At 35.6% G+C, this 26,262-nt stretch carries 22 protein-coding genes, 2 tRNA genes, 1 rRNA gene and 1 pseudogene; 2 read left to right on the plus strand and 24 right to left on the minus strand.

Annotated elements, in window-relative coordinates:
- From B5V89_RS06595 to spoIIE, 15 genes and pseudogenes are all read right to left on the minus strand, one after another.
- Window positions 1-197 (minus strand): 16S ribosomal RNA (locus B5V89_RS06595); the annotation flags it as partial.
- A 321-nt stretch (window positions 198-518) separates the two neighbouring features.
- Window positions 519-2,006, minus strand: coding sequence for a lysine--tRNA ligase (lysS, locus tag B5V89_RS06600; RefSeq protein ID WP_066232872.1), 1,488 nt, complete (start codon window positions 2,004-2,006; stop codon window positions 519-521).
- Window positions 2,007-2,248: 242 nt separating this feature from the next.
- A complete protein-coding gene (locus B5V89_RS06605; RefSeq protein WP_066232875.1) occupies window positions 2,249-2,458 on the minus strand; it encodes a helix-turn-helix domain-containing protein in 210 nt (69 codons plus the stop codon).
- Window positions 2,449-2,934 carry a 2-amino-4-hydroxy-6-hydroxymethyldihydropteridine diphosphokinase gene (folK, locus tag B5V89_RS06610; RefSeq protein WP_066232878.1) on the minus strand — a complete coding sequence of 162 codons (486 nt, stop codon included), beginning with the start codon at window positions 2,932-2,934 and terminating at the stop codon, window positions 2,449-2,451. Before folK ends, B5V89_RS06605 begins: the two co-directional genes overlap by 10 nt.
- Window positions 2,931-3,296, minus strand: a complete 366-nt coding sequence (gene folB / locus B5V89_RS06615; RefSeq protein WP_066232880.1) for a dihydroneopterin aldolase — start codon at window positions 3,294-3,296, stop codon at window positions 2,931-2,933. The genes folK and folB overlap by 4 nt, the downstream gene beginning before the upstream one ends.
- Window positions 3,289-4,122: a dihydropteroate synthase gene (gene folP / locus B5V89_RS06620; RefSeq protein WP_066232885.1), complete on the minus strand. Its 834-nt coding sequence runs from the start codon at window positions 4,120-4,122 to the stop codon at window positions 3,289-3,291. Before folP ends, folB begins: the two co-directional genes overlap by 8 nt.
- A gap of 150 nt (window positions 4,123-4,272) precedes the next feature.
- On the minus strand, window positions 4,273-5,199 hold the full coding sequence (gene cysK, locus B5V89_RS06625; RefSeq protein ID WP_108071102.1) for a cysteine synthase A: 927 nt from the start codon (window positions 5,197-5,199) through the stop codon (window positions 4,273-4,275).
- 152 nt (window positions 5,200-5,351) lie between these two features.
- A complete protein-coding gene (gene hslO / locus B5V89_RS06630) occupies window positions 5,352-6,230 on the minus strand; it encodes an Hsp33 family molecular chaperone HslO (protein WP_108071104.1) in 879 nt (292 codons plus the stop codon).
- Window positions 6,231-6,243: 13 nt separating this feature from the next.
- On the minus strand, window positions 6,244-7,014 hold the full coding sequence (locus tag B5V89_RS06635) for a type III pantothenate kinase (protein ID WP_107920748.1): 771 nt from the start codon (window positions 7,012-7,014) through the stop codon (window positions 6,244-6,246).
- A 118-nt stretch (window positions 7,015-7,132) separates the two neighbouring features.
- Window positions 7,133-9,151, minus strand: coding sequence for an ATP-dependent zinc metalloprotease FtsH (ftsH, locus tag B5V89_RS06640; RefSeq protein ID WP_108071106.1), 2,019 nt, complete (start codon window positions 9,149-9,151; stop codon window positions 7,133-7,135).
- Window positions 9,152-9,296: 145 nt separating this feature from the next.
- Window positions 9,297-9,842, minus strand: coding sequence for a hypoxanthine phosphoribosyltransferase (hpt, locus tag B5V89_RS20660; protein ID WP_325949551.1), 546 nt, complete (start codon window positions 9,840-9,842; stop codon window positions 9,297-9,299).
- Window positions 9,843-9,959: 117 nt separating this feature from the next.
- Window positions 9,960-11,255: pseudogene (tilS, locus tag B5V89_RS06645) on the minus strand (tRNA lysidine(34) synthetase TilS); the annotation flags it as partial.
- A gap of 132 nt (window positions 11,256-11,387) precedes the next feature.
- Entirely contained in the window at window positions 11,388-12,377 is a 990-nt protein-coding gene (locus B5V89_RS06650; RefSeq protein WP_108071133.1) for a protein kinase domain-containing protein, read from the minus strand.
- Window positions 12,346-13,083 carry a vWA domain-containing protein gene (locus B5V89_RS06655; protein ID WP_108071108.1) on the minus strand — a complete coding sequence of 246 codons (738 nt, stop codon included), beginning with the start codon at window positions 13,081-13,083 and terminating at the stop codon, window positions 12,346-12,348. The genes B5V89_RS06650 and B5V89_RS06655 overlap by 32 nt, the downstream gene beginning before the upstream one ends.
- Window positions 13,084-13,199: 116 nt before the next feature.
- Window positions 13,200-15,680, minus strand: a complete 2,481-nt coding sequence (spoIIE, locus tag B5V89_RS06660; protein WP_108071109.1) for a stage II sporulation protein E — start codon at window positions 15,678-15,680, stop codon at window positions 13,200-13,202.
- Window positions 15,681-16,039: 359 nt separating this feature from the next.
- Between spoIIE and B5V89_RS06665 the strand changes: the two genes are divergently transcribed.
- Both B5V89_RS06665 and B5V89_RS06670 read left to right on the plus strand, forming a co-directional pair.
- Window positions 16,040-16,113, plus strand: a tRNA-Met gene (locus B5V89_RS06665).
- A 42-nt stretch (window positions 16,114-16,155) separates the two neighbouring features.
- Window positions 16,156-16,227: transfer RNA gene (locus tag B5V89_RS06670), tRNA-Glu, on the plus strand.
- Window positions 16,228-16,361: 134 nt separating this feature from the next.
- Here B5V89_RS06670 and B5V89_RS06675 read toward each other — a convergent pair.
- The 9 genes from B5V89_RS06675 to mfd form a co-directional block, all read right to left on the minus strand.
- Complete coding sequence (locus B5V89_RS06675; RefSeq protein ID WP_066232910.1) at window positions 16,362-16,769, minus strand: S1 domain-containing RNA-binding protein; 408 nt, start codon at window positions 16,767-16,769, stop codon at window positions 16,362-16,364.
- 74 nt (window positions 16,770-16,843) lie between these two features.
- Window positions 16,844-17,245 carry an FtsB family cell division protein gene (locus tag B5V89_RS06680; RefSeq protein ID WP_066232912.1) on the minus strand — a complete coding sequence of 134 codons (402 nt, stop codon included), beginning with the start codon at window positions 17,243-17,245 and terminating at the stop codon, window positions 16,844-16,846.
- A gap of 53 nt (window positions 17,246-17,298) precedes the next feature.
- Window positions 17,299-17,937: a spore cortex biosynthesis protein YabQ gene (gene yabQ / locus B5V89_RS06685; RefSeq protein ID WP_066232915.1), complete on the minus strand. Its 639-nt coding sequence runs from the start codon at window positions 17,935-17,937 to the stop codon at window positions 17,299-17,301.
- Window positions 17,934-18,242 carry a sporulation protein YabP gene (gene yabP / locus B5V89_RS06690; protein WP_066232918.1) on the minus strand — a complete coding sequence of 103 codons (309 nt, stop codon included), beginning with the start codon at window positions 18,240-18,242 and terminating at the stop codon, window positions 17,934-17,936. The genes yabQ and yabP overlap by 4 nt, the downstream gene beginning before the upstream one ends.
- Window positions 18,243-18,418: 176 nt before the next feature.
- Window positions 18,419-18,685, minus strand: coding sequence for an RNA-binding S4 domain-containing protein (locus tag B5V89_RS06695; protein ID WP_066233009.1), 267 nt, complete (start codon window positions 18,683-18,685; stop codon window positions 18,419-18,421).
- Between the two features lie 45 nt (window positions 18,686-18,730).
- The gene (gene yabN, locus B5V89_RS06700; protein WP_108071111.1) at window positions 18,731-20,191 is read right to left on the minus strand and encodes a bifunctional methyltransferase/pyrophosphohydrolase YabN; all 1,461 of its coding nucleotides are present in this window, start codon (window positions 20,189-20,191) and stop codon (window positions 18,731-18,733) included.
- A 20-nt stretch (window positions 20,192-20,211) separates the two neighbouring features.
- Window positions 20,212-21,774 carry a putative polysaccharide biosynthesis protein gene (locus B5V89_RS06705; RefSeq protein WP_108071135.1) on the minus strand — a complete coding sequence of 521 codons (1,563 nt, stop codon included), beginning with the start codon at window positions 21,772-21,774 and terminating at the stop codon, window positions 20,212-20,214.
- A 133-nt stretch (window positions 21,775-21,907) separates the two neighbouring features.
- Window positions 21,908-22,444, minus strand: coding sequence for a stage V sporulation protein T (gene spoVT, locus B5V89_RS06710; RefSeq protein WP_066232923.1), 537 nt, complete (start codon window positions 22,442-22,444; stop codon window positions 21,908-21,910).
- A 216-nt stretch (window positions 22,445-22,660) separates the two neighbouring features.
- Window positions 22,661-26,191: a transcription-repair coupling factor gene (gene mfd / locus B5V89_RS06715; protein WP_108071113.1), complete on the minus strand. Its 3,531-nt coding sequence runs from the start codon at window positions 26,189-26,191 to the stop codon at window positions 22,661-22,663.
- Window positions 26,192-26,262: the final 71 nt, after the last annotated feature.

The following is a 26,262-nucleotide window of genomic DNA, read 5'->3' on the forward strand; positions in this document are numbered from 1 at the left end:
ATGCGAAGGAAAAAGTTATCCGGTATTAGCCCCGGTTTCCCGGAGTTATCCCAGTCTTACAGGCAGGTTACCCACGTGTTACTCACCCGTCCGCCGCTAATCTGAAAAGGAGCAAGCTCCTATCAGATTCGCTCGACTTGCATGTATTAGGCACGCCGCCAGCGTTCGTCCTGAGCCAGGATCAAACTCTCCAAAAAGATGTTTGAAATAGCTCTAGTTAAAAAAATAAATTAATTGACGTTTTGTTTTGTTCAGTTTTCAAAGATCAATTATTCGCATTGATAAGCGACTTTTATATTCTACTACTTCAAGTTGTTATTGTCAACAACTTTTTTTACTTCCTTTTTAATGCTTTGTTGTCCTTTTGTGGAGCAACGAATAATAATATACCACCTTTTTTCTTGCGATGCAATACTTTTTTTAAACCTTTTATATTTTTAATATTACTATTTCAAAATACTAATAAATAGTTTTAAAAAAACTCCAACCCTTTAATTGATTGGAGTTTAAAAATGCAATTAATCGCGGTTTTTCATTAACGGGAACAACAATACATCACGAATAGATGCTGAATTAGTTAAAAGCATTACTAGACGGTCAATCCCAATACCAAGTCCACCTGTTGGAGGCATACCGTACTCTAAAGCTTCAATGAAATCGTCATCCATCATATGTGCTTCATCATTTCCTTGTTCACGTTCTTTTAGCTGCGCCTCAAAGCGTTCACGTTGATCAATAGGATCATTCAATTCAGTAAAGGCGTTTGCATGCTCTCTTCCTACAATAAAGAGCTCGAAGCGGTCTGTAAAACGTGGATCTTCATCATTCTTCTTAGCTAATGGTGAAATCTCAACCGGGTGCCCATAAATGAATGTAGGCTGAATAAGTTTTTCCTCAACTTTTTGTTCAAAAAATTCATTAACAATATGCCCGTATTGCATATGCTCGGTAATTTCAATTCCGTGTTCCTTTGCTAGCTGGCGAGCTTCCTCAACTGAAGTTACATGCCAAAAGTCTACACCAGTATATTCTTTTACAGCATCAACCATATGTAGTCGACGCCATTCTGGTTCAAGATTTACTTCATATTCTCCGTATTTAATGCTTGTACTACCAAGAACCTCTTTTGCAATATGAGCAACCATATTTTCGGTTAATTTCATAATATCTTTATAGTCTGCGTAGGCCTCATATAATTCAATCATAGTAAACTCGGGGTTATGTCTGGTTGAAACTCCTTCATTACGGAAAACTCGGCCAATTTCATATACCTTTTCTAACCCACCAACGATTAGGCGCTTTAAATGAAGCTCGATAGCTATACGCATATATAAAGGTATATCTAACGCATTGTGGTGTGTAACAAACGGTCTTGCTGAAGCTCCACCTGCAATCGCATGCATCATTGGTGTTTCTACCTCTAGATAACCTTGTCCATCTAGATAACGTCGCATAGATTGGATAATTAAGCTTCGGGTAATAAATGTACGTTTACTGTCATCACTCATAATTAGATCTAAATATCTTTGACGGTAACGTTGTTCAATATCCTTTAAACCATGAAATTTATCAGGTAATGGACGAAGTGATTTTGTTAATAAGTTAAAGTCTTTAACTTTAATTGAAAGTTCTCCGACTTTTGTTTTAAAAACTGTTCCGGTAACACCGACAATATCACCTAAATCGACTGAGTTAAATATTTCATATTGTTCGTCGCCTACACTGTCTTTACGCACATAAATTTGAATTTGTCCGTTTAAATCTTGCACATGGGCGAATCCAGCTTTTCCTTTGCCCCTTTTAGTCATTACCCGACCAGCTATTGTTACTTGTACTTCTTTTTCATCTAACTCTTCTTTCGAAAATTCCTCATACTGTTCTTTAATCATTTGTGTATTATGAGTTCGATCAAAGCGTTTACCGAACGGGTCCATACCTTTTTCACGGATAGAATTCATTTTTTCTCTTCTAACCTGTAATTGGTCATTTAATTCCTCAAAGCTCATTATTGTCACTCCATCCTATATTATAAAGCTAGTACAAATATATCTCATTATACTTTATTATTGTACACAATTTCACATTTTCAGACATCCCTTATGAATTGATTTTTTAAATCAATGAATTCGAAAAAGAAAATTATGTAGAAAAAACCACCAGCTATAACTGGTAGCTTTTCGAAACAACTTACTTTTATAGCTCCTGATTCAACTTCTCCAAGTTGTATAAGTTCAGCGCGTGTATTGCATTAATTTTCTGGAGGCGTTAACTCATCTACAGATATATCCAGCAGATTAGCCACCTTATTCAAAAATTCATCTGATGGTAAACGCGTTCCTCTCTCCATTTCACCTAAAATAGAGACAGATATTCCAAGTTTTTTCGCGAAACTTTCTTGTGTATATCCCTTTAATTTTCGAAAAGCACGAATACGTCTTCCCCATTTATCTATCTCCATAATCTAACACCTTCTTTATCAGGTATTTCATCTAGAACTTGATGTAAAGGGGTTGTAGCATTGGGTAACTGTGCGTTAGGCTCAATCTCTATTAAAGGCACTAACACAAATGCTCGTTCATGCATCCGTGGATGAGGAATAATTAGATGCTCTGTTTCAATATTTTCGTTATTATAAAGTAAAATGTCAAGGTCAATTGTTCTTGGCCCCCACCTAATATCCCTAATTCTCCCCAATTCTTTTTCTATCTCCAAACATTTTTTCAATAACTGTTCGGGCAAAAATTCCGTTTCTACTTTAACTACAATATTTAAAAACTTACCTTGATCCGTATAGCCAACAGGATCTGTTTCGTAAACGGAAGATACTGCGACTGTATCTACTCCATTTTCATTTAATAAGGCGCACGCATCTTTCAAGTTTTTTTCCCGATCACCAATATTCGACCCCATTGAAATATATGCAATATTATTCATCGGCTTTTTCTCCTTGAGATTTCAACTGCAACTGATTGGTAATGTCCACGTATTGGCGGATCCGGTTTGATTAATTGTACAGTAATTTGATCAATAAGCGGATACTTTTCCAAAACTGTTTCGGAAAGCTTTTCTGCAACGGATTCCAATAACTGGTGGGGTTTTCCCTCTACGATTTCTTTACAAACCTCATAAACTTCTGCATAGCTTACAGTATCATGTAAGTTATCAGTTTTCCCCGCTTTTTGTAAATCTAGCTCAAGGGTTAACGTTACACGAAATCTTTGACCGAGTCGATTTTCCTCAGGCAATACTCCGTGATATCCATAAAACTCCATATTATTGATTATAATTTTATCCATTTATTTCACCCTTACCGACAAGAACATCCATCATTTTTGTCATTCGACTAATTTCTTTAACATCGTGTACCCTCATAATTTGGCAACCTTTTTGGATTCCAAAACAAACTGTCGCCCCTGTTGCTTCCATCCTTTCTTCAACGGGTAAGTTCATAATTTGACCAATCATTGATTTTCTCGAAGTTCCTAAAAGGACTGGGTACCCTAATCCAACAATTTTATCTAGATTTTTCATCAATTCAATTTGTTGATGTAAATCTTTAGCGAAGCCTATTCCCGGATCTAATACAATATTTTCATCCTTTATACCGGCCTTTTTTGCAATAGTAATGCTTTCATATAAATCGGATATAACATCACGAATAAAATTTGTATAGTTTAGATTTTTTCTATTATGCATAAGAATAATAGGTACTTCATGTTCAGCAGCGACATTAGCAATTTCGGGATCTTCCTTTGCCCCCCAAATATCATTGACGATATGTGCTCCTGCTAATATTGCCTGTTCGGCAGTTTTTGCTTTATATGTATCGATAGACAATGGAACATCGAGTGTATTAGATAGTTCTTTTATGATAGGTACAACCCTTGAAATTTCTTCTTCAGCACTTACTTTGACATGACCAGGTCTGGTGGACTCTCCACCAATATCTATAATATCAGCACCATCCTGAATCATTTGTTTTGCACGTTTCACCGCATTTCCCATGTCATCGTATTTCCCACCGTCTGAAAAGGAATCAGGTGTTATATTTAAAATTCCCATTATTAATGTTTTATTTTTATAATCTAATTGATGTGAGCGACAATGAAGTACTTGAGTCATTCATTTATCTCCTTCCATAATGATTCCTATTTACAGTCTAACGCTTTCACATTACATTTCACAACCCATAATCTAAGTTGAGTAAGATATGTGAACACAAAAAAAGGCAAACGGGGTTCCGATTGCCTAAAAGAGTAAACTATTTAATTTCTAATCCTCAAATTGATATAATGCAGTACTTAAATAACGCTCTCCATTGTCTGGAATAATAGCTAATACTTTTTTACCTTTTCCAAGTTCTGAAGCAACTTTTAATGCAGCGTGGATGGCTGCACCAGCAGAGATTCCACCTAATATTCCTTCTTCTTTTGCTACTCTTCTTGATGCTTCAAATGCTTCCTCTGTACCTACGTGAATAATTTCATCATAGATTTCCCTATTTAAAGTGTCTGGAACAAAGTTAGCACCAAGTCCTTGAATTTTATGAGGGCCTGGTTTTCCACCAACAAGAATCGGTGAATCCTTTGGTTCAACTGCAACTATTTTAATATCCGGGTATTTTTCTTTCAACACTTCACCGGCACCGGAAATCGTTCCACCTGTACCAATTCCGGATACAAAAGCATCTAACTGCTCACCCATTTGTTCAACAATTTCCTTACCCGTAGTTAGACGGTGAATTTCAGGATTCGCTTCATTTTTAAATTGTTGTGGCATGAAGTATCCATTCTCATTAGCCAAGCTTTCAGCCTTTTTAACCGCACCATTCATCCCTTCAGCTCCAGGTGTTAATACAAGTTCGGCACCATAAGCACGAAGGAGATTTCGCCGTTCTAAGCTCATCGTGTCAGGCATCACTAGGACCGCCTTATAACCTTTGACCGCGGCAATCATCGCTAGACCAATACCTGTATTTCCGCTTGTTGGTTCAACAATTGTATCACCAGGCTTTATTTTTCCTTCCTTTTCTGCAGCTTCAATCATCGCCAGAGCGATTCGGTCTTTTACACTACTTCCTGGATTCATATATTCGAGTTTAAGATATACTTCCGCTTGATTCTCACTTGTTGCACGATTTAATTTCACCACTGGTGTTCCACCGACTAATTCGGCAATTGAATTAACTAAACGAGCCATTCTCCCACCTCAAATTCCGAGTATTTTTATTGGTTTAATTATTTCAAATTTATCACTTACTATTTGAAAAGTCAAAGAAAATACACTTAAAAAAATAAGACACAAGTATTATATACTTATGCCTTTTTTCCTAAAATATCCGTGCCTTTACATTAATATGCTTCTGCTATAAGTTCTTCTAGTTCTTCTTTGGAAAATAAGTACTTTTCATTGCAGAAATGACATTGAGCTTCCGCTTTCCCATCTTCAGTAATCATATCTTGAATTTCATCTTTTCCTAAACTAATAATAGCTGCCCCAAAACGTTCTTTTGAGCAATTGCATTTAAATTGTACTGGCATTGTTTCAACAACTTTTACATTGTCTTTTCCTAATATATTCTCTAAAATCTCTTCCGGATTCAATCCTTTTTGAATTAGCTTTGAAATCGGTTCCGTTGATTGAAGTCTTTTTTCAATTTCATCAATAACTTTATTGTCTGTTCCAGGTAATAATTGAATAATAAAGCCACCGGATGCAAGGATTGAATTATCAGGATTTACAAGTACCCCAACACCTACAGAAGATGGAGTTTGTTCGGATGTAGCAAAATAATAAGTAAAATCCTCACCGAGCTCACCGGATACGATAGGAACTTGCCCTGAAAAATGTTCTCTTAGTCCTAAATCTTTAACAACTGTTAATGTCCCCTCGGTGCCTACAGCTCTTCGCACATCCAATTTACCTTTTTCATTTAAATCAAAGTGAACTTGGGGGTTTGTAACATATCCACGTACTTCCCCTTTAGAATTACTATCAACAAGAATCGGGCCGATCGGACCGTTGCCTTCAATTTTGATAGTCAGTTTTTCTTCTCCTTTTAACATTGCTCCCATCATAACTCCTGCTGACATTGAGCGCCCTAATGCAGCAGAAGCAGTAGGCCATGTATAATGTCTTCGAACAGCCTCTCCAACCGTTTCTGTACTTGATACTGCATAAGCACGAACTTGGTTATTATATGCTAAAGCTTTTACTAAATAATCACCCATTATAACCTTCCCTTCAGTCATTCATATTTCTTTTATAAATTAGTCTCAAACCTTTTAACGTTAAAAATGAATCGACAATGTCAATAGCCTTAGATTCACTAGCAATTAAATTTGCATGTCCACCAGTCGCTACGACGATCGGCTCCTTTTTACTGTTTGCTTTCATACGGTTAACAATACCCTCAACTTGACCGACATAGCCATACACAAGACCGGCCTGCATCGCAGCAACTGTATTTTTGCCAATTATTTCATCGGTTTTTGCAATTTCTATTCTCGGTAGTTTCGCGGCCCTTGAATATAAAGCTTCAACTGATATTCCGATGCCAGGAGAAATAGCACCTCCCATATATTGACTATGCTCATTTATATAACAGAAGGTTGTTGCTGTACCAAAGTCAACAATAATAAGCGGGCTGCCATATTCATTAATTCCTGCTACAGCATTAACGATTCGATCTGCTCCAACCTCTCGAGGATTTTCATACTTTATATCTAAGCCTGTCTTAATTCCGGGTCCAACTACGAGAGGTTTCACATGAAAATACTTATTACACATTCTCTCTAATGTATACATAATCGGTGGAACAACGGTCGAAATAATGATTCCATTTATATCTTTAAATTCTATTCCTACGTGTTGGAATAAAGATCGTATCACCATTGCATATTCGTCTTCTGTTTTATGACGATTCGTTTCAACTCTCCAATGATACTTTAGTTCATCTTTATCATATACACCTAATACAATATTTGTATTTCCAACGTCTAATACGAATAACATATTTTCACCACTTTAACTATTCTAATTTAACATGCCAACATCATACCATAATTTTGCTTACTAACGTAAAAAAAGGACATCGCTATTATATAATAACAATGTCCTTTTAAGAAATATTTTATTCTTTCGGTTCCCCTTTATCGTCTTGGTTAGGAACTCTAGTAGGTCCAAATTTTTCAGGTCGATCTTCATCTTTCAACTCATCTGATTTAGTGAAATCTTCCTGTTTCTTTTGGATATTGACCTTTAATGGATCAGTTGAATCATCTTTATCGAATTTCAACTGTTCGGTTGCAGAAGTCTTTCTGTCCGGCAATGTACCGTGATCATAAATATGCTTGATTTGTTCAGCATCTAATGTCTCAACTTCTAACAAAGTTTCTGCAATGATTGTGAATTTTTCACGATTTTCAAGGATGATCTTTCTAGCACGTTCATAACATTCTTTAATAATATCTTGAATCTCAGTATCAATTTCATAAGCAATCTTATCAGAATAGTTTTGCTCATTATTAAAGTCACGACCTAAGAATACTTGACCACCTTGTGATTGACCAAATTGAAGAGGTCCGAGCTTGTCACTCATTCCATATTCAGTCACCATTTTTCTCGCAATATTAGTAGCACGTTGGAAATCGTTTGAAGCCCCAGTGGAAACTTCCCCAAAGGTAACTTCCTCTGCAACGCGTCCACCTAATAGTCCAGTAATTTTGTCAAGAAGTTCAGGCTTTGTCATTAGATAACGATCTTCCTTCGGCAACATAACCGCATACCCTCCGGCTTGACCCCGTGGAACGATCGTTACTTTATGAACCATTTCCGCTTCATCTAATACAAGCCCTATAATCGTGTGTCCACTCTCATGATAAGCAACAATTTTTCTTTCTTTTTTAGAAACAACACGGCTTCTCTTCGATACACCCGCAATTATTCTATCTGTTGCTTCATCCACATCTGACATATCGATTTTTTTCTTGTTTTGCCTAGCTGCAACAAGCGCCGCTTCGTTTAACAGGTTTTCTAAATCTGCCCCAGAAAAACCTGGTGTTCTTTGAGAAATGGCTTTTAAATCAACGTCTCCATCCAACGGCTTATTTCTTGCGTGAACACGCAGAACAGCTTCACGACCATTTACATCTGGACGATCTACAGTAATTTGACGGTCGAAACGTCCCGGACGTAATAACGCGGGGTCTAAAATATCAGGTCTATTGGTTGCTGCAACAATAATAATTCCTTCATTTGCGCCAAAGCCATCCATTTCAACAAGTAATTGGTTTAATGTTTGCTCACGTTCATCGTGACCACCACCAAGACCCGCACCACGTTGACGACCTACCGCATCAATTTCATCGATAAATATAATACATGGAGCGTTTTTCTTCGCATTTTCAAATAAATCACGAACACGAGATGCACCCACACCAACAAACATTTCTACAAAGTCAGAACCACTAATTGAGAAAAATGGAACTCCGGCCTCACCAGCAACTGCACGTGCTAATAAAGTCTTACCAGTTCCAGGAGGTCCAACAAGCAAAACACCTTTCGGAATCCTTGCCCCTAGCTCAGCAAACTTACGTGGGTCTTTTAAAAACTCTACTATTTCAACTAGCTCTTGCTTCTCTTCGTCCGCACCGGCAACATCACGGAAACGAACCTTTTTCTTTTCATCATTATAAAGCTTTGCTTTACTTTTCCCAAAGTTCATTACACGGCCACCGCCGCCTTGGGCTTGATTTAATAAGAAGAAGAAGAGGATGAAAATAATAACAAACGGAATAATTGATGTGAAGAATGAAACCCAACCATTTGTTTCTTTGGCAGGTAAATTATTCATTTCCGCACCACTTGTATCGACTGCTTTTTCAATCCGTTCAAGGGCGGACGGGCTATTCAATACATAAGTAACGAATTTTGTTTTCTCTGCATCCTTTAGTTCACCTCGAACTTCATACACACCTCTTTCAGGCTGTGATGAAAATTCTTTTACATCCCCTTTTTCTAAATGGGAAATAAATTGATCATATGTTATATCTTTTGTCGACTCATTGTTATTGTTAAAATAGCTTACAATTCCAATAAGGACGAGAAATAATAATACATAAAAGATGGTATTTCTAAAGATTCTACTCATTCCTTACCTCCTCCCACGGTCAAAAAACTATATTCAATAGTATCATAGAAATTCTCAAGATTACAACAATTTACCTTTCCAGTTATATAAACAGCTATTTCTTTTTTTGAATTCACTTCTTTATATTTCCTTCCTTATTTTGGACCTATTCATCTTTGTTATACACAGATGGCTTAAGTACACCGATATAAGGTAAATTACGATATCTTTCAGCATAATCTAGTCCATAGCCAACGACAAAGGCATCAGGAACTTCGAAGCCGACGTAATCCGCTTCAATATTTGCTTTTCTGCCTGATGGTTTATCTAATAAAGTAACAATTTTGATGGACTTTGCCTTACGATAACGGAATAACTCAACTAAATAGCTTAATGTAAGCCCACTATCAATGATATCTTCGATGATTAAAATATCTCTACCTTCAACAGAAGTATCTAAATCCTTCAAAATTTTCACTTCTCCTGAAGATACCATCGATTTTCCATAGCTAGATACATCCATGAAATCCATTTCTAAATATGTATCCACTTGTTTTAATAAATCTGACATAAACAATGTTGCACCTTTTAAAACACCAATCGCCAAAGGGAAACGATCCTTATATTCAATTGTTAGTTCTTCGGCTAATTCCTTTGTTTTCTTTTGGATTTCTTCTTCACTAATTAATATCTTTTCAATATCCTGTTTCATTTGAAATGCTTGCCCCCTAGGAGTTGTTTGCTTTGAGTATTGTAAGATGTAACAAGATTGCTCCGGATTTGGCAAAAAACAAAAGCTGGATTTTTTTAAATTTGGTATCCATAAAATTTTGCCTTTATTATCAGTGACAATCGGCCAATCTTCCCTTTTGTCTTTCGGGATTTTTTCATCAATAAATATATCCTTCACTTTTTTTGTTCCATTTAGTCCTTTTACCCTCATTCGATCGCCAATTCTTTTGTTTCTAATAATTAACGGGAGTTGAGCTTCATCTAACTGTAGATATATTTCATCATCTTGAAGTTCATATACCTTTCCTTCAGTTAATTTCATAAAATATCCATTAGGTAGATTTTTCTCATTATCTTTAAATAATTTTAATTCATATGTATGAGTTGGCCACTCCTGTTTAAAAGAGAATATACATTTTTGATATGACCTTCTTACTTTTAAACCTAATGGAAGATCCAGTTGACCTGATGGTTTTTGATCTGCCAATAAGTCTCGAATAGCGTCAGTATGATGGGTAGTCGTATTAGAAAGATTTTCTTTGTAAAGATAGTTTAATATTAGTTGAATCCCTCTTCTTTGTAAAGGCAAAGGCATTGCATTGAACAAGGGAATTTCTATCGTAATTTCATTTTCATTTTTATTCCATAGCTTATTCATTTTTAACAGCGTTAATTCCTGTAAATAATCCTCATCTTCTGTTATTTCCTCACTAAAACGCTGAAAATGTTCATGGACGTGTTGGTTTTCTCTTTTTAAAAACGGCAAAATATTCAATCGATAACGATTTCTCGTATAATCTTGATCTTGATTGCTTGGATCCCTTCGCGGCTGTAATCCATAAAAATGACAATATTCTTCAATCTCCTGCTTAGTTAAACAAAGGAGGGGTCTTACAATTTGTCCATTAGCAAAAGGGCGCGTAAGTGGAATACCCGCTCTTCCCTTTCCGGTACTTCCACGTGTTAATCTCATTAATATCGTTTCAATCTGATCATCTCCATGGTGACCTAATAACAGTTTGTGATGATGATGTCTCTTCATTATATCCGCAAAAAATTGATAACGATATATTCGAGCTGTTTCTTCAAATCCTTTTTGTTCATGTACCATTTTTTCCTGAATATTTATCCGAACCGTTTCACATGGAATATCCCATTGCTTACAAAGACTTTGAACAAACTTAAGGTCATTATATGATTCATTCCCCCTTAACATGTGGTCAACATGTGCTGCCATAATTGAAAGATGATATTTCGTTTTTTTGTGATGTAGGTAATGAAGCAAGGCAATAGAATCCGGTCCACCCGATACCCCAACTAGAAGAGAATCGCCATATTTTAACAGATTATTCCTTTTAACAAAATCAGCTAATTTCTTTTCAAACACAAGCATTAAACTCGTTCCTTTTCATAATGAATAGTAACTTTCCAATCTTTTTACTTGGATAATTCTATACTTTTCATTGTACCAATAAAAAAATTCCATAATCGATTAATTTGCGAAAAAATTTTTTAATCATACTCACTACAATAACTGGCCATAAATATATAAAAAATAGAGGAAAGAGACGATCAACACTATACAAACTGTTTCAAATACACGAGTGGTCTTTTTTTGTTTTCGTTTTCCCTGCCTTGTTCGATTAATGGGTTTCCTTGCAGCTTTCGTTTTGCTTTTTTGAACGGTCTTTCGTTTATGTATGCCATCAGAATCATTTGACAGTGCTCTTAATAGATCTTTTCGCATTTCTTGTGCTGTACCGTATTCACCCTTCAACGCTTTTATTAGAATATTGCGATATTTATTCAATTCCGAATTCATTTGAACAATCTTTATTAATTGATCTAAGCCATCACCTTTTTTAGTGAATCTTGAAGGAAAGGATAAGTTAATAATTATCATAGCCACTGCAAATAAATCATAAGATGGTTCTGCTTTCCTTGTTCCAGCTCCCCAATATCCTCGATCAAAAAACTCTGTGAATTCTTTTATTGCCCTTCCTTGCATAGTTGTTCCTCCAACATCAATGCAACGAATTTTGGTAGGGGAATCTGTAATAATAAGATTTTCCGGCTTTAAGTCTCCAAACACCCATCCTTCTTGGTGGAGACGATGGAGATCATTTAATAATTGAAGAATTAATACACCGGTCCATGAATGACCCTTTGTTTGAATGAAAGTTAACAAATTGGGACCTTGTATATATTCCATAACATAGAAAGGAATTTTCTTTGTCTTCATTTCCCAGTCATCAATATCTAATAAAGAAGGCCCGAGGGTTGACCCTTGGACCTTCTTAAATGCTTTTAGAACATTAACCTCAGAAGTAACCGACATTGAGTTATCACTCATTTTTAATGCGACAAAACTGTTTTGACTTTTAGCCAAATAAACAATTCCGTTGGCACCCGATCCAAGCTCCCTAACGATCGTGTAACGATTATGATGCCACTTTCCATAGACAATCGTTCCTGAAGGAAAACTATATTGATTCTTCAAAGTATTGTTCATCATCATTTGAAAGCAATCCCCTTAAAGATCGTTTTTTGTTAAAATGAGCCAAAGCTTCTTTCATTGCTGGTCCTGTTGGTGTTATTCCTCCGACAGTTAGCTTGGAAAAAACCCCTGTTAAAGATTCCAATTTAGGCGTCCAGTCCAACAATTTTTCGACATCTTTCTTTTTCCCGGGAAATACAAAGACAGAAAATTGATTATTTCCCATTCTTGCATTTAGGCTTAATGATAAATCTAATAAGGCTTCTTTGACGGTCTGTAGTTTATGCTTCATACTTGCACTCGTATCGACAAGAACTAGCAATTCCAAATCAACCGTCTCACCTAATTCATCGACTACTTCCATCACTTCTCCTCTTTGATCAGGAGGAAGTTCGTCAATCATTACAGATTTTCCTAAGATATGTTTTAATTCTTTGTTTACTACACCTTGTAATGTTTGGGTCATCGCTTTTCTAGTTACCATTTGTACCGTTTGGGATAAAGTTTGCGAATAAACAATTTGACTCACACCACCACCCGACATTGCAATATTTTCAATTTCATTCATGCCCTTTTCATCAATTACATCGTTTTCTACTACACCAATTACATTAACGGAAATACCTTGTTCATTTGCAAGTGCTGCCATTGCTACTGGGTCTTCACCTTGATTGGAACAACCATCAGTAATTAATAAAATTTGTTTTAACGTACCTGTTTTCAAAATTTTCCCCTCCTAAATCAATCGCTAAACTAATTTTCGTATTCCTACAACCATTTTCGACGATTAGGAAAGATTTTATACTTTAGGAATTTTCTATTCTATTAACACCTGCTAGTTTAGGAAATCATTGTTTTAAGTTTTCCGGTTGGTATCGATGCCCATTTAGGTGTATTATGTTCCACTTTGGAAACTACAATTGTCATATCATCCTCTATCAACCCTGAGCGTGTACGAATTACCTCCTCCATTATTAAGTCCGCTATTTCTTGAGGGTCTTTCGTTTCAATTTCCCGGATCTTCCTTCTCATCCACAAATCATAATTTTCTACATGTTTTGGCCCTTCAAAAATTCCATCACTCATCATGATTAAAAGATCTCCGGCTTTAAGCTGCTCCGATACTACATCTACGTCGAATTCTTGAATAATTCCCATTGGTAAATTACTTGATTCTACTTTTATTACTTTATCCCCCCGTTTAATAAAGCTTGGCGTAGAGCCTATTTTTAAAAACCTTACACTAGCATTTTGTAGATCAATCATCGCTAGATCAAGTGTTGAAAAAATCTCATCCGTCGTTCGTAAAGCCAAAATTGAATTAACAGATTTAATTGCTACCTTTTCTTCAATGCCGGATTGTAAAATAGTTTGTAAAAGCCGCAATGTTTCATTGCTTTCATGATGGGCACGTTCCCCATTTCCCATTCCATCACTTATCGCAACGGCATATTTACGCGTGCCTAAATCGATCGTAGAGTAACTATCACCTGAAACGAATCCTCCGCCTTTAGCTGCATGTGCAACACCTGTTTCGACGACAAACGCTTGAGCCGAGCGAAACGTTACATAACAGAAACCATCTGGATAAGATGCACATTCTTCCTTCTGTACAACAATGGTTTCCCCTAGAATATCAGAAAGCAAAGGAGCAATTATTTTTTCACATTCACCATGACCGTTACAATACGGAATCGTCATATCAATATCTACATTCCCCACATTTAAACTATAAATTTCTACGTGTTCAATATCGATCCCAAAATCCTGAAGGGCATCCAATATCATTTCCTCTTGTTTATGATGATTTTCACGTTCTCGTTGAATTTCTTTTGCAAAATCGCCCATTACTTCAGAAACCCCGAGCAACTGTTCAGCTACAAGTTTTCTACTTTCTTTCACTTGCAGTTTTAACTTTTGATTTGCTTGATAGAACGTTAATTCTTGTAAGATCGCATCCTCTACTTTTTTTGCCTTTGTACAATGTTTATCGAATTCACGATGCACCCTATGTGGTATTACCCCATCCCCATTTTCTGTTTCATGAATCACCTTTTTCATTAAATCATATGTCTTATTAAAGTTTTTTGCCCAGCACTGCTCCTTTTTAAAGCAGGTTTGACATGTTTTTTCTGTAACATTGCTTAAGAAATAATCGATTTCACGTTCTTCCCCATCATGGTCTCTCCATTGGTCATATTGTGAAAAACTTTTTGATAGTGCCTGAAAAACAGACGAGAACTGTTCCACTCGATTGGCTGTAATATCTCTTATTTTTCTTATATATTGTTGTTGTTCTTGTGTATGTTCATTTGTTCCAGGGATATGTTTAGCAAGTTTAGCTGTCAAACTTTGAGGCGTTAAAAACAAAAGGAATATTGCTACAGCTGATTCATAGATGTTAACGATTAATGGAGTTTTTGCTTCCCCATACATTCCGATAAGCAATGTTGCAATAAGCAGGCCAATTGCCGTCCCTATCTTCCTCCCTTCTTTTAACAGACCGCCTAATAAACCAGAAAAGGCCAGTAAACTCATTTGATAAAAGCTAGAAACATTCGCTAAGCTAAAAATAAGTCCCGTCACTACCCCAACTGTTGAACCAACTGTTGCTCCCGCTACAAAGGCAAAAAGAAGTACTAAATATCTTGATAAAATATGCTCAATGGACAAATCATACATCGTCCAACCAATCGTACCTGTTAACACAGAGGCTAATAAAATAATTAAACTAACCACTTCTTCTGTTTTTAATGTTTTTTTTCTTTTTCTTAGTGATAATAATGGAATACTCTGCATAAAAATAAGAGTAAGTATAAATGATAGACTAGCTTCAACAGCCGCCATCATACTATCATACATGGTAAAATTTTGATGCTGGATGATATAGAAATGGCAACATTTTGAAATAAACGAAATGCTTAATACGTAGTACGGAATGGCTCTGATCTCATCCTTATGAAATTTGCTAAATGTTTTATATGTAACAAGAAAAAATATTCCCGACAGTAATGTGTAAAAGGAGTTTCCCATTGAAACCGTTAAAGCACCAACTGCTAGTCCAATTAAAACAATCGGAGCTTTTTTTCGTCTCATCATATAAACGGATGCAAAAAACGGTAATGAAAAAGGTGTTAAGTGAGATAGTATCATTGCCCGTCCAAGTAAAAATCCTATTAATAATAAAACGATTCCCTTCTGTAAAAATAAAAGATTTAATTTTAATTGAAAACGTCTTAATCCTTCTGAAAACTCGACTTTTGTTTCATGCAAATCAACATTGTGCCCAGGTTCAAAAAAGCTTTGATTCACCTTCGCCATTTTTACACACTCCCTATTCGTATTCGTTGCTTTCCATTATAAAATGGACAAGCATCAAACTTTGTCAAAATAGAGGAGCAAATTGTAAGAAAAGTTCGACTCCTTTCAGCGAAAACTTTAATAACTATACAAGTTTTGAACCTTTATAGATTATTTCTATTTGGTAAAGATACGTAGAAGTCCTTTATAATGTGATCTTCTACGTATCTTTCATTTTTTGTAAAAAAGTAAAAACCTCAAAAAATGGCGCATTAAGTTGAAAATCTATAGAAACCGACAAAAGGAACAAAAATATATTGACATATTTAAATTCCCTATGTATCATAGACATTGTGCTTTTTAAAGAGATCTATTAATATGGCGGTGTAGCTCAGCTGGCTAGAGCGTACGGTTCATACCCGTAAGGTCGGGGGTTCGATCCCCTCCGCCGCTACTAAGAAAGGCGAAAAGCGCCTTGGTCAGACAGCAATGATTTGGCCCGTTGGTCAAGCGGTTAAGACACCGCCCTTTCACGGCGGTAACACGGGTTCGAATCCCGTACGGGTCATCTAAGAAAAAGAACCGGCAAATTTGCCGGTTTTTTTAATTCATTTTTAAATAGGAAAATAGAAAAGGCAGAACTGTCCAATACAGTCCTGCCTTTTTTCACGTTCAACCTGCTATATAGGAATAGACAGCAAGTTAGCCTCGTCTAGCACCACGGCCACCACGTTTTGATTCAGTATTTCTCTTTAATGATGATAATCGATCTTCACTATCCTTTAAGAAGCGCGCCATTTTTTGCTCAAAATTTTCCTTTGTACGGAAGTTATTATTGGGCTTATTTTGGCGAGGTCTGTGTGTTTGGCTTTGTGTCTGTTCTTTCGCTTTTCGTATAGAAAGACCAATTTTACCATCCTTCTCATTGATCACTTTTACCAGTACTTCATCGCCGACTTTTAAATGCTCGTTAATGTCTTTAACATAATTATCAGCGACTTCACTAATATGAACAAGTCCAGTTGAGCCTTCTGGTAATTCTACAAACGCTCCAAAATTTGTGATGCCTGTTACCTTTCCTTGTAACTTGCTGCCTACTTCGATTGACATAAAAAATGTTTTCCTCCTTAATAAGATAAAAAATAAACCTTACTATATATTATAGCCAACGACAAAAAAGGGTGTCAATATAACTCATCTTCTTCTTCTTTTTCTTTTGGCTCCGGAATATTAAAAATGATTTCCCCATCTTGTGAAAGAAAATATTCGCTTCTTGCAAGCTTTGCTATATATTCATCATCGTTCAATTTTACTACTTCATCCTTTAATAGCGACTTTTTCTTATCCAATTTTGCTATAGTCTTTTCCAACTTTACCTTTTCTTGTTTCTTTTCCTTAAGAAGATCATTCCTAGAAATAAGAGTGGAAATTAAGATATAAGAAAAGGCAACAGTTATTATTAATAATAACGATAAACGACGAAAAAGCAGTACTTTTTTCCTTGCTAATGCTCTTTCTTTTATTTCTTGTTGTTTTGTATACGTATTTTCCATAGTCATAATTTTTTGCCTAGATTTGCTACCCATTTCTACCCCTCCTTTTCTAGTAATGAGCACATACTTATTAAAGATAAGCCAGTTTATTTATTTCTGTTAACACCAAAAATGAATTTAAAACCATTTACTAATTTATTCGTTCCTTTTTTTGCAGTTCCTTCAATTCCTTTATAAAATTTTTCGATATATTTTTTAACAGATGTCGGGAATACTCGCCAAAAAGTTTTGCAAATCCAAATAATTGGTTTAAATAGAATCTTTACCATTAATAATATCATCTTAAGAATAAATTGTACAAGGGAATATGAACCTTTTCCTATTCCGACTAAAATCGTAATAAATAAAATAATCATCCATTTTAAGGGATTGTATATTATGGTTGTAAATAAGTCTTTAAGAAATGAAACGATTGCTATTGTAATATTAATAATTGTTTCCAATAGCTTAAGATAGGTTGTTTTCATTAACGCTTGATAAGCAGCAAAACCACAGACTAGTGCAACAAAAATGTAAAAACGGATTTCCCCAAAGTTCACCAAAAACAAAATATAAAATATCAGTAAGCCTTGCAATAACCAAAACATGACATCATGAATAAAAACAATCCAACGCTTCCTCACACTTCGCTTTAAAAATCGATTATACGTGTCAAGGGTGGCACCAAAAAAGCTTCCCATGGAGATCATGGCAAGCATGGTATAAAATTGAGTAGCCAAGCTCATCGAAATATTTTGCTAAAGAATCCTTTAGCTTTCTCTCCATGATGATCATCTAAATAGACTAAATCGAAAACCTTTCCTTTAATGGATACGACCCCTTTATCAACATCCAGGTTTTTCATTTGCAGATTTTGACCACGAATCGATAAAAAGCCCATAACTGTTTCGAGTAAAAATTCCTCATTATCAAAACTTTCCACTTGTTTAACGCCAGTAATATCTAAGAGTTTCCTCCCTCTCATCATCACGTCATGTTCTTGGGTTGTTGTCGATTTACTATTTGGTGAACTATCATAATATTGATTCAAAAAACTCCCCCACTTTCATTACGCAGTTCTAAATTAATTGAACAAGCTTTGTATTATATGTATGACAAGCTTTTAAAAAAAAGAACTTTCCTCTTTTTAAAAACTTATACAGGGGGATACTAAAAAATAAAGGTTAACCAAAAAGTACCATATAAAAATACTTTTTGGTTAACCTACTATTGTTCTACATTTATTCGTTCTTCCTTAAGGATAGAATACATATTTGCCGCATCCTCTTTACGTGTAGATTCCTGGAGATTTGTAATTTTTACCGTAACAAGCTTTTGCCCAAAACGAACCTGTAATTCATCTCCCACCTTTACATTCGAACTTGCCTTTGCAGTTATACCATTTATTGTGATTCTCCCCTGATCTGCTACCTCTTTTGCTAATGTTCTTCTCTTAATTAACCTCGATACCTTTAAAAACTTATCTAAACGCATTGTTGACATGTATATCACCCCATTTAAAATCTTAACGTCGCTCTTTTATAATCCTTTGACTTTCGCTTCGTTCCAAATGCGGTCTAATTCATCTAATGTGAATGCTTGAAAAGGTTTTCCGCTATTCTTTACATAATTTTCAATATAGGAAAACCGTCTAATAAACTTTTGATTAGCCATTTCAAGTGCTTCTTCCGGATGAATAGATAAAAGACGAGCCGCATTAACGATTGCAAATAAAAGATCACCCAACTCCTCAAGCTGATTCTCTTTATGTTCATTCGTCATTTCTATTTCAAATTCCTTTATTTCCTCATGAACTTTTTCCCATGCATCCTTTGCATGATCCCAATCAAAACCTAATTTAGTTGCATATTTTTGTAAATTAAACGCTCGCATAATTGCCGGTAGTCCTTTTCCCGCCTGATTGACGATAGACGTCTCCCGCTCACCTTTGCCTTTTTCCTCCGCCTTTATTTCATTCCAATTTTTCACAACCTCTTCAGCATTTGAAACATTCCGATCACCAAACACATGGGGATGTCTTCGAATCATCTTTTCAGAAATACTTTCAATTACATCGTCAATAGAAAACATTCCTTCATCCTCACCAATTTGTGAATGGAGCATGACCTGTAGAAGAACATCCCCAAGCTCTTCTATCATATGATCAATATCATCTTCATCAATCGCTTCAAGTAATTCATACGATTCTTCAATTAAATATTTTTTCAATGATTGATGGGTCTGCTTTTTATCCCAAGGACATCCATTTGGCCCTCTTAATTCAGAAATAATCTCTCTTAACGCGGTAAATTCCTTAAGCAATATTTCTTTCATCGGAGGGATGTAAAGACTTGTTAAATTATTCAAGGAAATTTGTCGATCTAATTCAAAAAGAGGCACCTTTTGTATTAATTCTTTATCACTGCCGGCTGCTGTTACAATGATTACCTCGTAGTCATCCGGATATTTTTCCATTAAAGTAAGTTTCACATCTGAAGCAACATACGCATCATATACTTGACCAATGATAAGGTGTTGCGTAGTACGAATATCGTGTAAATGTAAATCTGTTCCATCTAAAAGCTGAAAGCCTTCAATTGGATCGGCTTTAACAGCGGAAAATAACGCGTCGATAAAGCTTTGCCCTCCACCAATCGTAATCTCAATATTTTGCTTTGGTCCTTCTTCTATCAATAGTTGAACGGTTTTTTCAGCAACTAGCGGATGACCCGGAACACCATAAATGATATTTTCACTTTTTGCAGCACCCAAAAGAAGTTGAGTTATTTCTTGATACACATCTTCAAATTGATCATGTCTTTCATATACATAATCAAAACTTGTATAATTCAAACCTTCCCCTTCAAGTTCGCGAATGACGGGATGTTCCTTTGTTCGTAGATAAATTTTATTTTCACCCTTTAATAATCGGTACACACCAAGAGGGAGCTGTTCCATGTTTCCAGCACCTAATCCTATAATTGTGATCTGTTTGACCATTCTAATCCTCCATCTTCGTTTTACTTCGTATGTATAAAATGTTTCCCAAATGGGATGCTCTCTAATTCTTTTTCATTTAATAGTTTTAAAATCTTTACCATGAATATATAAACGATTCCTCCAACCATCACACCGCCCAAAGCATTAATCGTACTCCATAATCTACTAGTCAGGTTAAAATAGATAAAAACGGCCGTCCAAAAACGCAAAATAAATGCCATAAATAACGCACTTACAATAACTTTTGCGTAAAAAGAATAAGCTAATAATTGTATACCCATCTTTTTTAGCTTATATATACACAATACTAAGATTACTATTAAGGCAATAACTGTTGATAAACTGGCCCCTATTGTCCCATATTTAGGAATGAATAAATAGTTTCCCAAATACTTCACAGCCACTCCGATAAGCACATATATCGCTGAATCTTTAATTAATCCTATTCCTTGTAATATACCGGACATCGTTAAAATCATTGAGCTGAAGAGGATTGAAATTGAAAAAACTTGAAGAACGTTTGTACCATCGTTAGTAGAAAACAACATGATGTTTGTTGGTTCCATGATACAAATGATTCCTACTGTTGCTCCTAATCCGACAATCACACTAATTTTTATAGCCAATCCAATTTTATCAAAAAAGTCAGCTTCCCCCATTGATGATCTACTTGAGGTCAATGCTGGTACAAGTGTTAAGGAAAAAGATGTCGCAACGACTGTACCTAATTGAATTAACGGCTGCCCTCTGTCATATATCCCCTTAAGTCCCTTCGCTTGGTCAATTTCCATACCCGATTTAACTAATAAAGAATAAATATTTAGTGAATCAACAAACTGGAACAAAATAAGAAGTGCCCCACTAATACATATAGCCAGCCCTTGTATCAACAACCTTTTGGCTACGAATGTAAATCCGCTTGTACGAAACTGCACATTACTTCCTTTATGTCGAAAGTAAAAAATGAATAACGTTATCAACGCTGCTGAACTGCCAATAATAGAACTTAATACTGTGCCGCTTCCAACTTTATAAAGGGAAGAACCATTCTTCACTAAAATAGACGCTAGTAAAAGGATAAAGATTACCCGAATGAACTGCTCTTGCACTTGTGAAATTGCAGTCGGCATCATGTTCCCTTTCCCTTGGAAATAACCGCGAATCGTAGAGATAAATGGCACAAGCAAAAATGAAAAGGATACGATTTTTATCAATGATGTTAATTGCTTATCTCCCATCCAACCTGCTATAAAATCGGAGCCAAAGAAGACGAACAAAAAAGTAAAAAGTCCAAATATACCAATTAGCAGGAAAGATATATAAACGATCTGACGACTATCCATTTCCTTAGTGGCTTCAGCTTCAGCAACTAATTTTGATATGATAACAGGAAAACCATATGTGGTTAATGCAATCGCTAGACCATAAATTGGATACACCTGTTGATAAATATAAAATCCAATATCACCAACTATATTTTGAAAGGGAACACGATAAACGGCACTTAATATTTTTGTAATAGTTGCCGCAATTGTTAAAATAAATGCTCCCTTAAGTAATAATCTTGAGTTATCAAAAGGCAATTTTTTCAACCTACCTCATTTATTCAAATCCTATGTATTATAGCATAACAGAAAAAAAAGAAGCAGGAATGACTGCTTCTTTAAAAAAGGATCGGGATCGTAGTACATACCTTTTGTATGTAACGTTCGTTTTTTAATGTTCCATTTGTCTAGCTAAAAACCCAGAAGCAGTTTCTGCTGCCTTTTGTTCCACTTCACCTAGAGTTCGGTCTTTAGAGAATAGGATAACTGCTCCAATCGGATCCCCATTTGCAATAATTGGTGAAACAGTATAAGAGGCCAACTCCTCTTCTACTCCTTCCACAAGGGCCGCTTGTCCCTTTTGCGTTACTAGGAGTGGATTTCGATCATCCATTACTTTTTCCACTTTTTCACCGATGTTTTTATTCAAATAATCCTTTTTGGATCCACCTGCAACAGAGATAACCGCATCCCGATCACAGATTAACACCTGGCAGGATAAACTGTCATATAAGGCCTCTGCATATTCTTTCGCAAAATCACTTAATTCACTAATTGGTGAATACTTTTTAAGAATCACTTCTCCATCGCGATCCACAAAAATTTCTAATGGATCTCCTTCACGAATTCGGAGAGTTCTACGGATTTCCTTTGGAATAACCACTCTTCCTAAATCATCAATTCGACGAACAATACCAGTTGCTTTCACCTTATGTTGCCTCACTTTCATCAGATGATTTTTTACATTATTTTATTACTATGGATTTAATTGAATCTTTTCCCTTTGTTGACATTAGTATCTTACATCTAAAAAGTTCTATACATATGACTTATATTTTCTGCTTCTTTTTGAAAAAAATAAATCCTTAATCTTCTTTTCCCTATTTTTTAGATAAAAAACATTAATATGAAAAAGAGCATATCATTAGCTGACATGCTCCTCTTCTTTTACTGCATCTTTTATCTCTTTTATAATTTGGTATGCGAGAGAAACCCATTTCTCTTGCTCTTGACCCTTTATGGCTAAAGTTATTTTTAGTTTATTACCATCCATTCCAAAACCTACAGATCGTCCATATTTATTTAAAGCCTCAACTAGTTTCGGACCATCCACATTTTTTGTTCCCTGTTCTGACATAAGAATGGTGATTTGTTGTTTCACTTGTTTGATTGACTCCAGCATTGCACTTGATCCATAAACCTTTATTTCAGCTACCATAAACAAAAGTGCAACCTGTAATGGATAATCACCAAATCTATCAATCATCTCTTCCTTTAACTCTTCAACTTCTTCTAGAGTAGTGATTCCTCTAAACCTTTTATACATCTCAATTTTTTGATGACCATCGGCAATATACGTATCCGGTATATAGGCATCTATTTCTAATTCCACTTCAAATGAAGGTTTGGTCGTTTGTCCTTGCCCTTTCCGTTCCTCAATTGCCTCTTTTAACATTTGAGAATAAAGATCAAATCCTACGGAATCAATAAATCCATGTTGCTGGGCACCAAGAATATTTCCGGCACCACGTATCGATAAATCTCGCATGGCAATTTTAAAACCGGAACCTAGTTCAGTAAATTCTTTAATCGCTTGCAATCTCTTCTCAGATACTTCGGTTAGAACTTTATCTTTTCGATACGTAAAATAAGCATATGCAACCCGATTTGAACGACCAACACGGCCACGTAATTGATACAATTGGGATAAGCCCATCCGATCCGCATCATACACAATTAACGTGTTTACATTAGGGATATCCACACCTGTTTCAATAATTGTTGTCGTTACTAATACATCGTATTCGCCCTCTAAGAAGCTTAATATAACTGACTCCAATTCTCCTTCTGTCATTTGACCATGAGCAAACGTTACCCGTGCATCGGGGACTAATGCCGATATTTCTTCCACTTTTCTTGCAATATCTTCTACTCTATTATATAGAAAATATACTTGTCCGTTTCTGGATAATTCACGTTCGATAGCTTCGCGAACGAAGTGACCATTATACTCCATCACATATGTTTGAACCGGAAAACGGTTTTCCGGTGGTGTTTCAATCACAGATAAATCCCGAACCCCCAGCATAGACATATGAAGCGTTCTTGGTATTGGTGTTGCTGTTAATGTTAATACATCAACATTTGTTTTCAATTGCTTGATTTTTTCCTTATGTGTCACGCCAAAACGTTGTTCTTCGTCAATAATTAATAAACCTAAATCATGGTACTGAACATCCTTTGAAAGAAGTCGATGTGTCCCGACAACAATATCTACCGTACCATTTTTTAACCCTTTTAATGTTTCTGTCTGCTGTTTTTTCGTTCGAAAGCGACTCAATAGGCCAATGTTAATTGGATAGTCTTGAAAACGCTCTTTAATTGTTTCAAAATGTTGCTGTGCTAATATTGTAGTTGGCACTAAAAAAGCTACTTGCTTACCATCCATAATCGCTTTAAATGCGGCGCGAATTGCTACTTCCGTTTTTCCATAACCAACATCACCGCATAATAAACGATCCATTGGCCGTTCCCTCTCCATGTCATGCTTAATTTCTTGCACAGAACGAAGTTGGTCCTCTGTCGGTTGATATGGGAAAGATGTTTCAAATTCTCTTTGTAAATCCCCATCAGGTGAAAAAGCGTACCCTTTTGCGGCTTCCCTTTCTGCGTAGAGCTTAATTAAATCATCCGCGATATCCTGTACAGATGATTGAACTTTTTTCTTCACACGCTTCCAGTCACTACCACCTAATTTATAAATCTTTGGTTCTTTTCCTTCAGAACCTACATATTTTTGAACCAATTCTATTTGTTCAACAGGTACATAGAGTTTATCATTCCCTTGATATCTTAAATGTAGATAATCTTTATGAATACCGTTAATGACTAACGTTTCTATTCCTAAATATTTTCCTATCCCATGATTCACATGAACAACATAGTCGCCTACTTTGAGCTCTGAATAGCTTTTAATTTTTTCCGCGTTAGTCAATCTTTGTCTGTTTTTTGTCTTTTTCTTACTTTTGTTAAAAAGTTCTTCTTCTGTAATGACTGCCAATTTCATCATGGATAGTTCAAAACCAGTATTTAAAGTTCCTTCAATCACTTGTATATGATTTTGCAAAACCTTACCTCTATCTTCGATAACTGCAGCTTCGATTTCATAATCCTCTAAGACACTATGTAACTTATTTACACGGTTTTTATCACTTCCAAGAAAAATAACTGTGTAATGGCCTTTTTTCCAACGGTCAATTTCAGACTTTAATACGTGCATTTGTCCGTGGAAATTTTGCATAGGTCTACAAGTAATATTAAGAATATTTTGTGGGCTCGTGTTAGGAATATGGCGTAAAAATAATGACAAGTAAATACGAGAAAGAGTGGTTTGAACTAATAGTTTTGATAAACTATGTGACACCTCAATATCATGCACAATTTGCCCATCTTCCAGCATTGAAGTAAACCACTCTGCTTCTTCATTCAATAACCGATCATTTATTTCTTGGATCCGACTATATTCATCAAAAACTAATATACCATCACCGGAAGCATAATCTAGTAAACTAGTAGGAGTTTCATAGGCTAATGATGTATATTTAAAAAATTGTTCCGGTTTTTGTTTATTGCGAAGCATTTCGATATCATAGCCAATATTTTGAACTAACAGTTCTTTTGCTGAATCCTTTTTAACCTTTTTTAAAGTATTCGCTAAATTCTTTTCTAACTTATCTGCCACTACTAGTAACTTTTCAGGATCGATTGGCGATTCCGTAGCAGGCCCAATAATAATCTCCTCTACTTTTGTAAGGGATTTTTGATTTTCAAGTGAAAATAAACGAATAGAATCAATTTCAGTATCAAAAAGTTCTATACGAACTGGGTTTGCTTCTGTTAATGGGTAAAGATCAAGTATTCCTCCCCGAAGACTGAATTCTCCCGGAGCGCTCACCATCTCATTTCTTTGATAACCCATAATAATTAAATTGTTTAATATATTTTCTAAATCAATATCCTGCCCAATTTTGAATGACAGTTGATATTTTTTCCAAATTGTTGGGGATGGGAGAATCCTCCGCAATCCTGCCATAGGAACAATGACAATCCCTTTTGCCTTAGAAGTCATAAAGTTTAGGGCTTCAATCCTTTGTCCTTTTAACTCTGGACTGGCAATTCCAATTTCAGCTGCAATCAATTCATTTGCAGGATATAAATAAAGCATATTTTCATCAATAAAGCTTTGCAAATCTTCATATAATTTTTGAGCTTGAAGTAAATTATGAGTAACAATGATTAATTGCTGATCTACTTTTTGATAAATAGACGCAATAAACAATGCCCTTGATGAGCCTGATAGACCGGCAATAAGTTGTTCCTTCAAACCTGCCTCAATACCTGAGATTACTGAGTCCATTTCATCTTGCTGTAAAATAATCTTTTGTAAATCTTTCAAACTAATAGCCCCTCCCTCCAAAATAGAATTTATTTTATCTTTAATAATCCAAACAGAAAAATGCTTTGGAG

The sequence above is a fragment of the Heyndrickxia sporothermodurans genome (assembly GCF_003055045.1).
In the GTDB taxonomy this organism is placed as follows: Bacteria; Bacillota; Bacilli; order Bacillales; family Bacillaceae_C; genus Heyndrickxia; species Heyndrickxia sporothermodurans.

Bases quoted from the DNA above. Each gene is read 5' to 3' on its own strand.
- B5V89_RS06605 (WP_066232875.1), bottom strand. From the start codon at position 2,458: ATGGAGATAGATAAATGGGGAAGACGTATTCGTGCTTTTCGAAAATTA.
- B5V89_RS06675 (WP_066232910.1), bottom strand. From the start codon at position 16,769: ATGTCAATCGAAGTAGGCAGCAAGTTACAAGGAAAGGTAACAGGCATC.
- B5V89_RS06635 (WP_107920748.1), bottom strand. From the start codon at position 7,014: ATGTTATTCGTATTAGACGTTGGAAATACAAATATTGTATTAGGTGTA.
- lysS (WP_066232872.1), bottom strand. From the start codon at position 2,006: ATGAGCTTTGAGGAATTAAATGACCAATTACAGGTTAGAAGAGAAAAA.
- hpt (WP_325949551.1), bottom strand. From the start codon at position 9,842: ATGAAACAGGATATTGAAAAGATATTAATTAGTGAAGAAGAAATCCAA.
- hslO (WP_108071104.1), bottom strand. From the start codon at position 6,230: ATGGGTGATTATTTAGTAAAAGCTTTAGCATATAATAACCAAGTTCGT.
- B5V89_RS06680 (WP_066232912.1), bottom strand. From the start codon at position 17,245: ATGGGTAGCAAATCTAGGCAAAAAATTATGACTATGGAAAATACGTAT.
- yabQ (WP_066232915.1), bottom strand. From the start codon at position 17,937: ATGAGCTTGGCTACTCAATTTTATACCATGCTTGCCATGATCTCCATG.
- spoIIE (WP_108071109.1), bottom strand. From the start codon at position 15,680: ATGGCGAAGGTGAATCAAAGCTTTTTTGAACCTGGGCACAATGTTGAT.
- folP (WP_066232885.1), bottom strand. From the start codon at position 4,122: ATGACTCAAGTACTTCATTGTCGCTCACATCAATTAGATTATAAAAAT.
- cysK (WP_108071102.1), bottom strand. From the start codon at position 5,199: ATGGCTCGTTTAGTTAATTCAATTGCCGAATTAGTCGGTGGAACACCA.
- B5V89_RS06650 (WP_108071133.1), bottom strand. From the start codon at position 12,377: ATGATGAACAATACTTTGAAGAATCAATATAGTTTTCCTTCAGGAACG.
- B5V89_RS06695 (WP_066233009.1), bottom strand. From the start codon at position 18,685: ATGCGTTTAGATAAGTTTTTAAAGGTATCGAGGTTAATTAAGAGAAGA.
- ftsH (WP_108071106.1), bottom strand. From the start codon at position 9,151: ATGAGTAGAATCTTTAGAAATACCATCTTTTATGTATTATTATTTCTC.
- yabN (WP_108071111.1), bottom strand. From the start codon at position 20,191: ATGGTCAAACAGATCACAATTATAGGATTAGGTGCTGGAAACATGGAA.
- folK (WP_066232878.1), bottom strand. From the start codon at position 2,934: ATGAATAATATTGCATATATTTCAATGGGGTCGAATATTGGTGATCGG.
- folB (WP_066232880.1), bottom strand. From the start codon at position 3,296: ATGGATAAAATTATAATCAATAATATGGAGTTTTATGGATATCACGGA.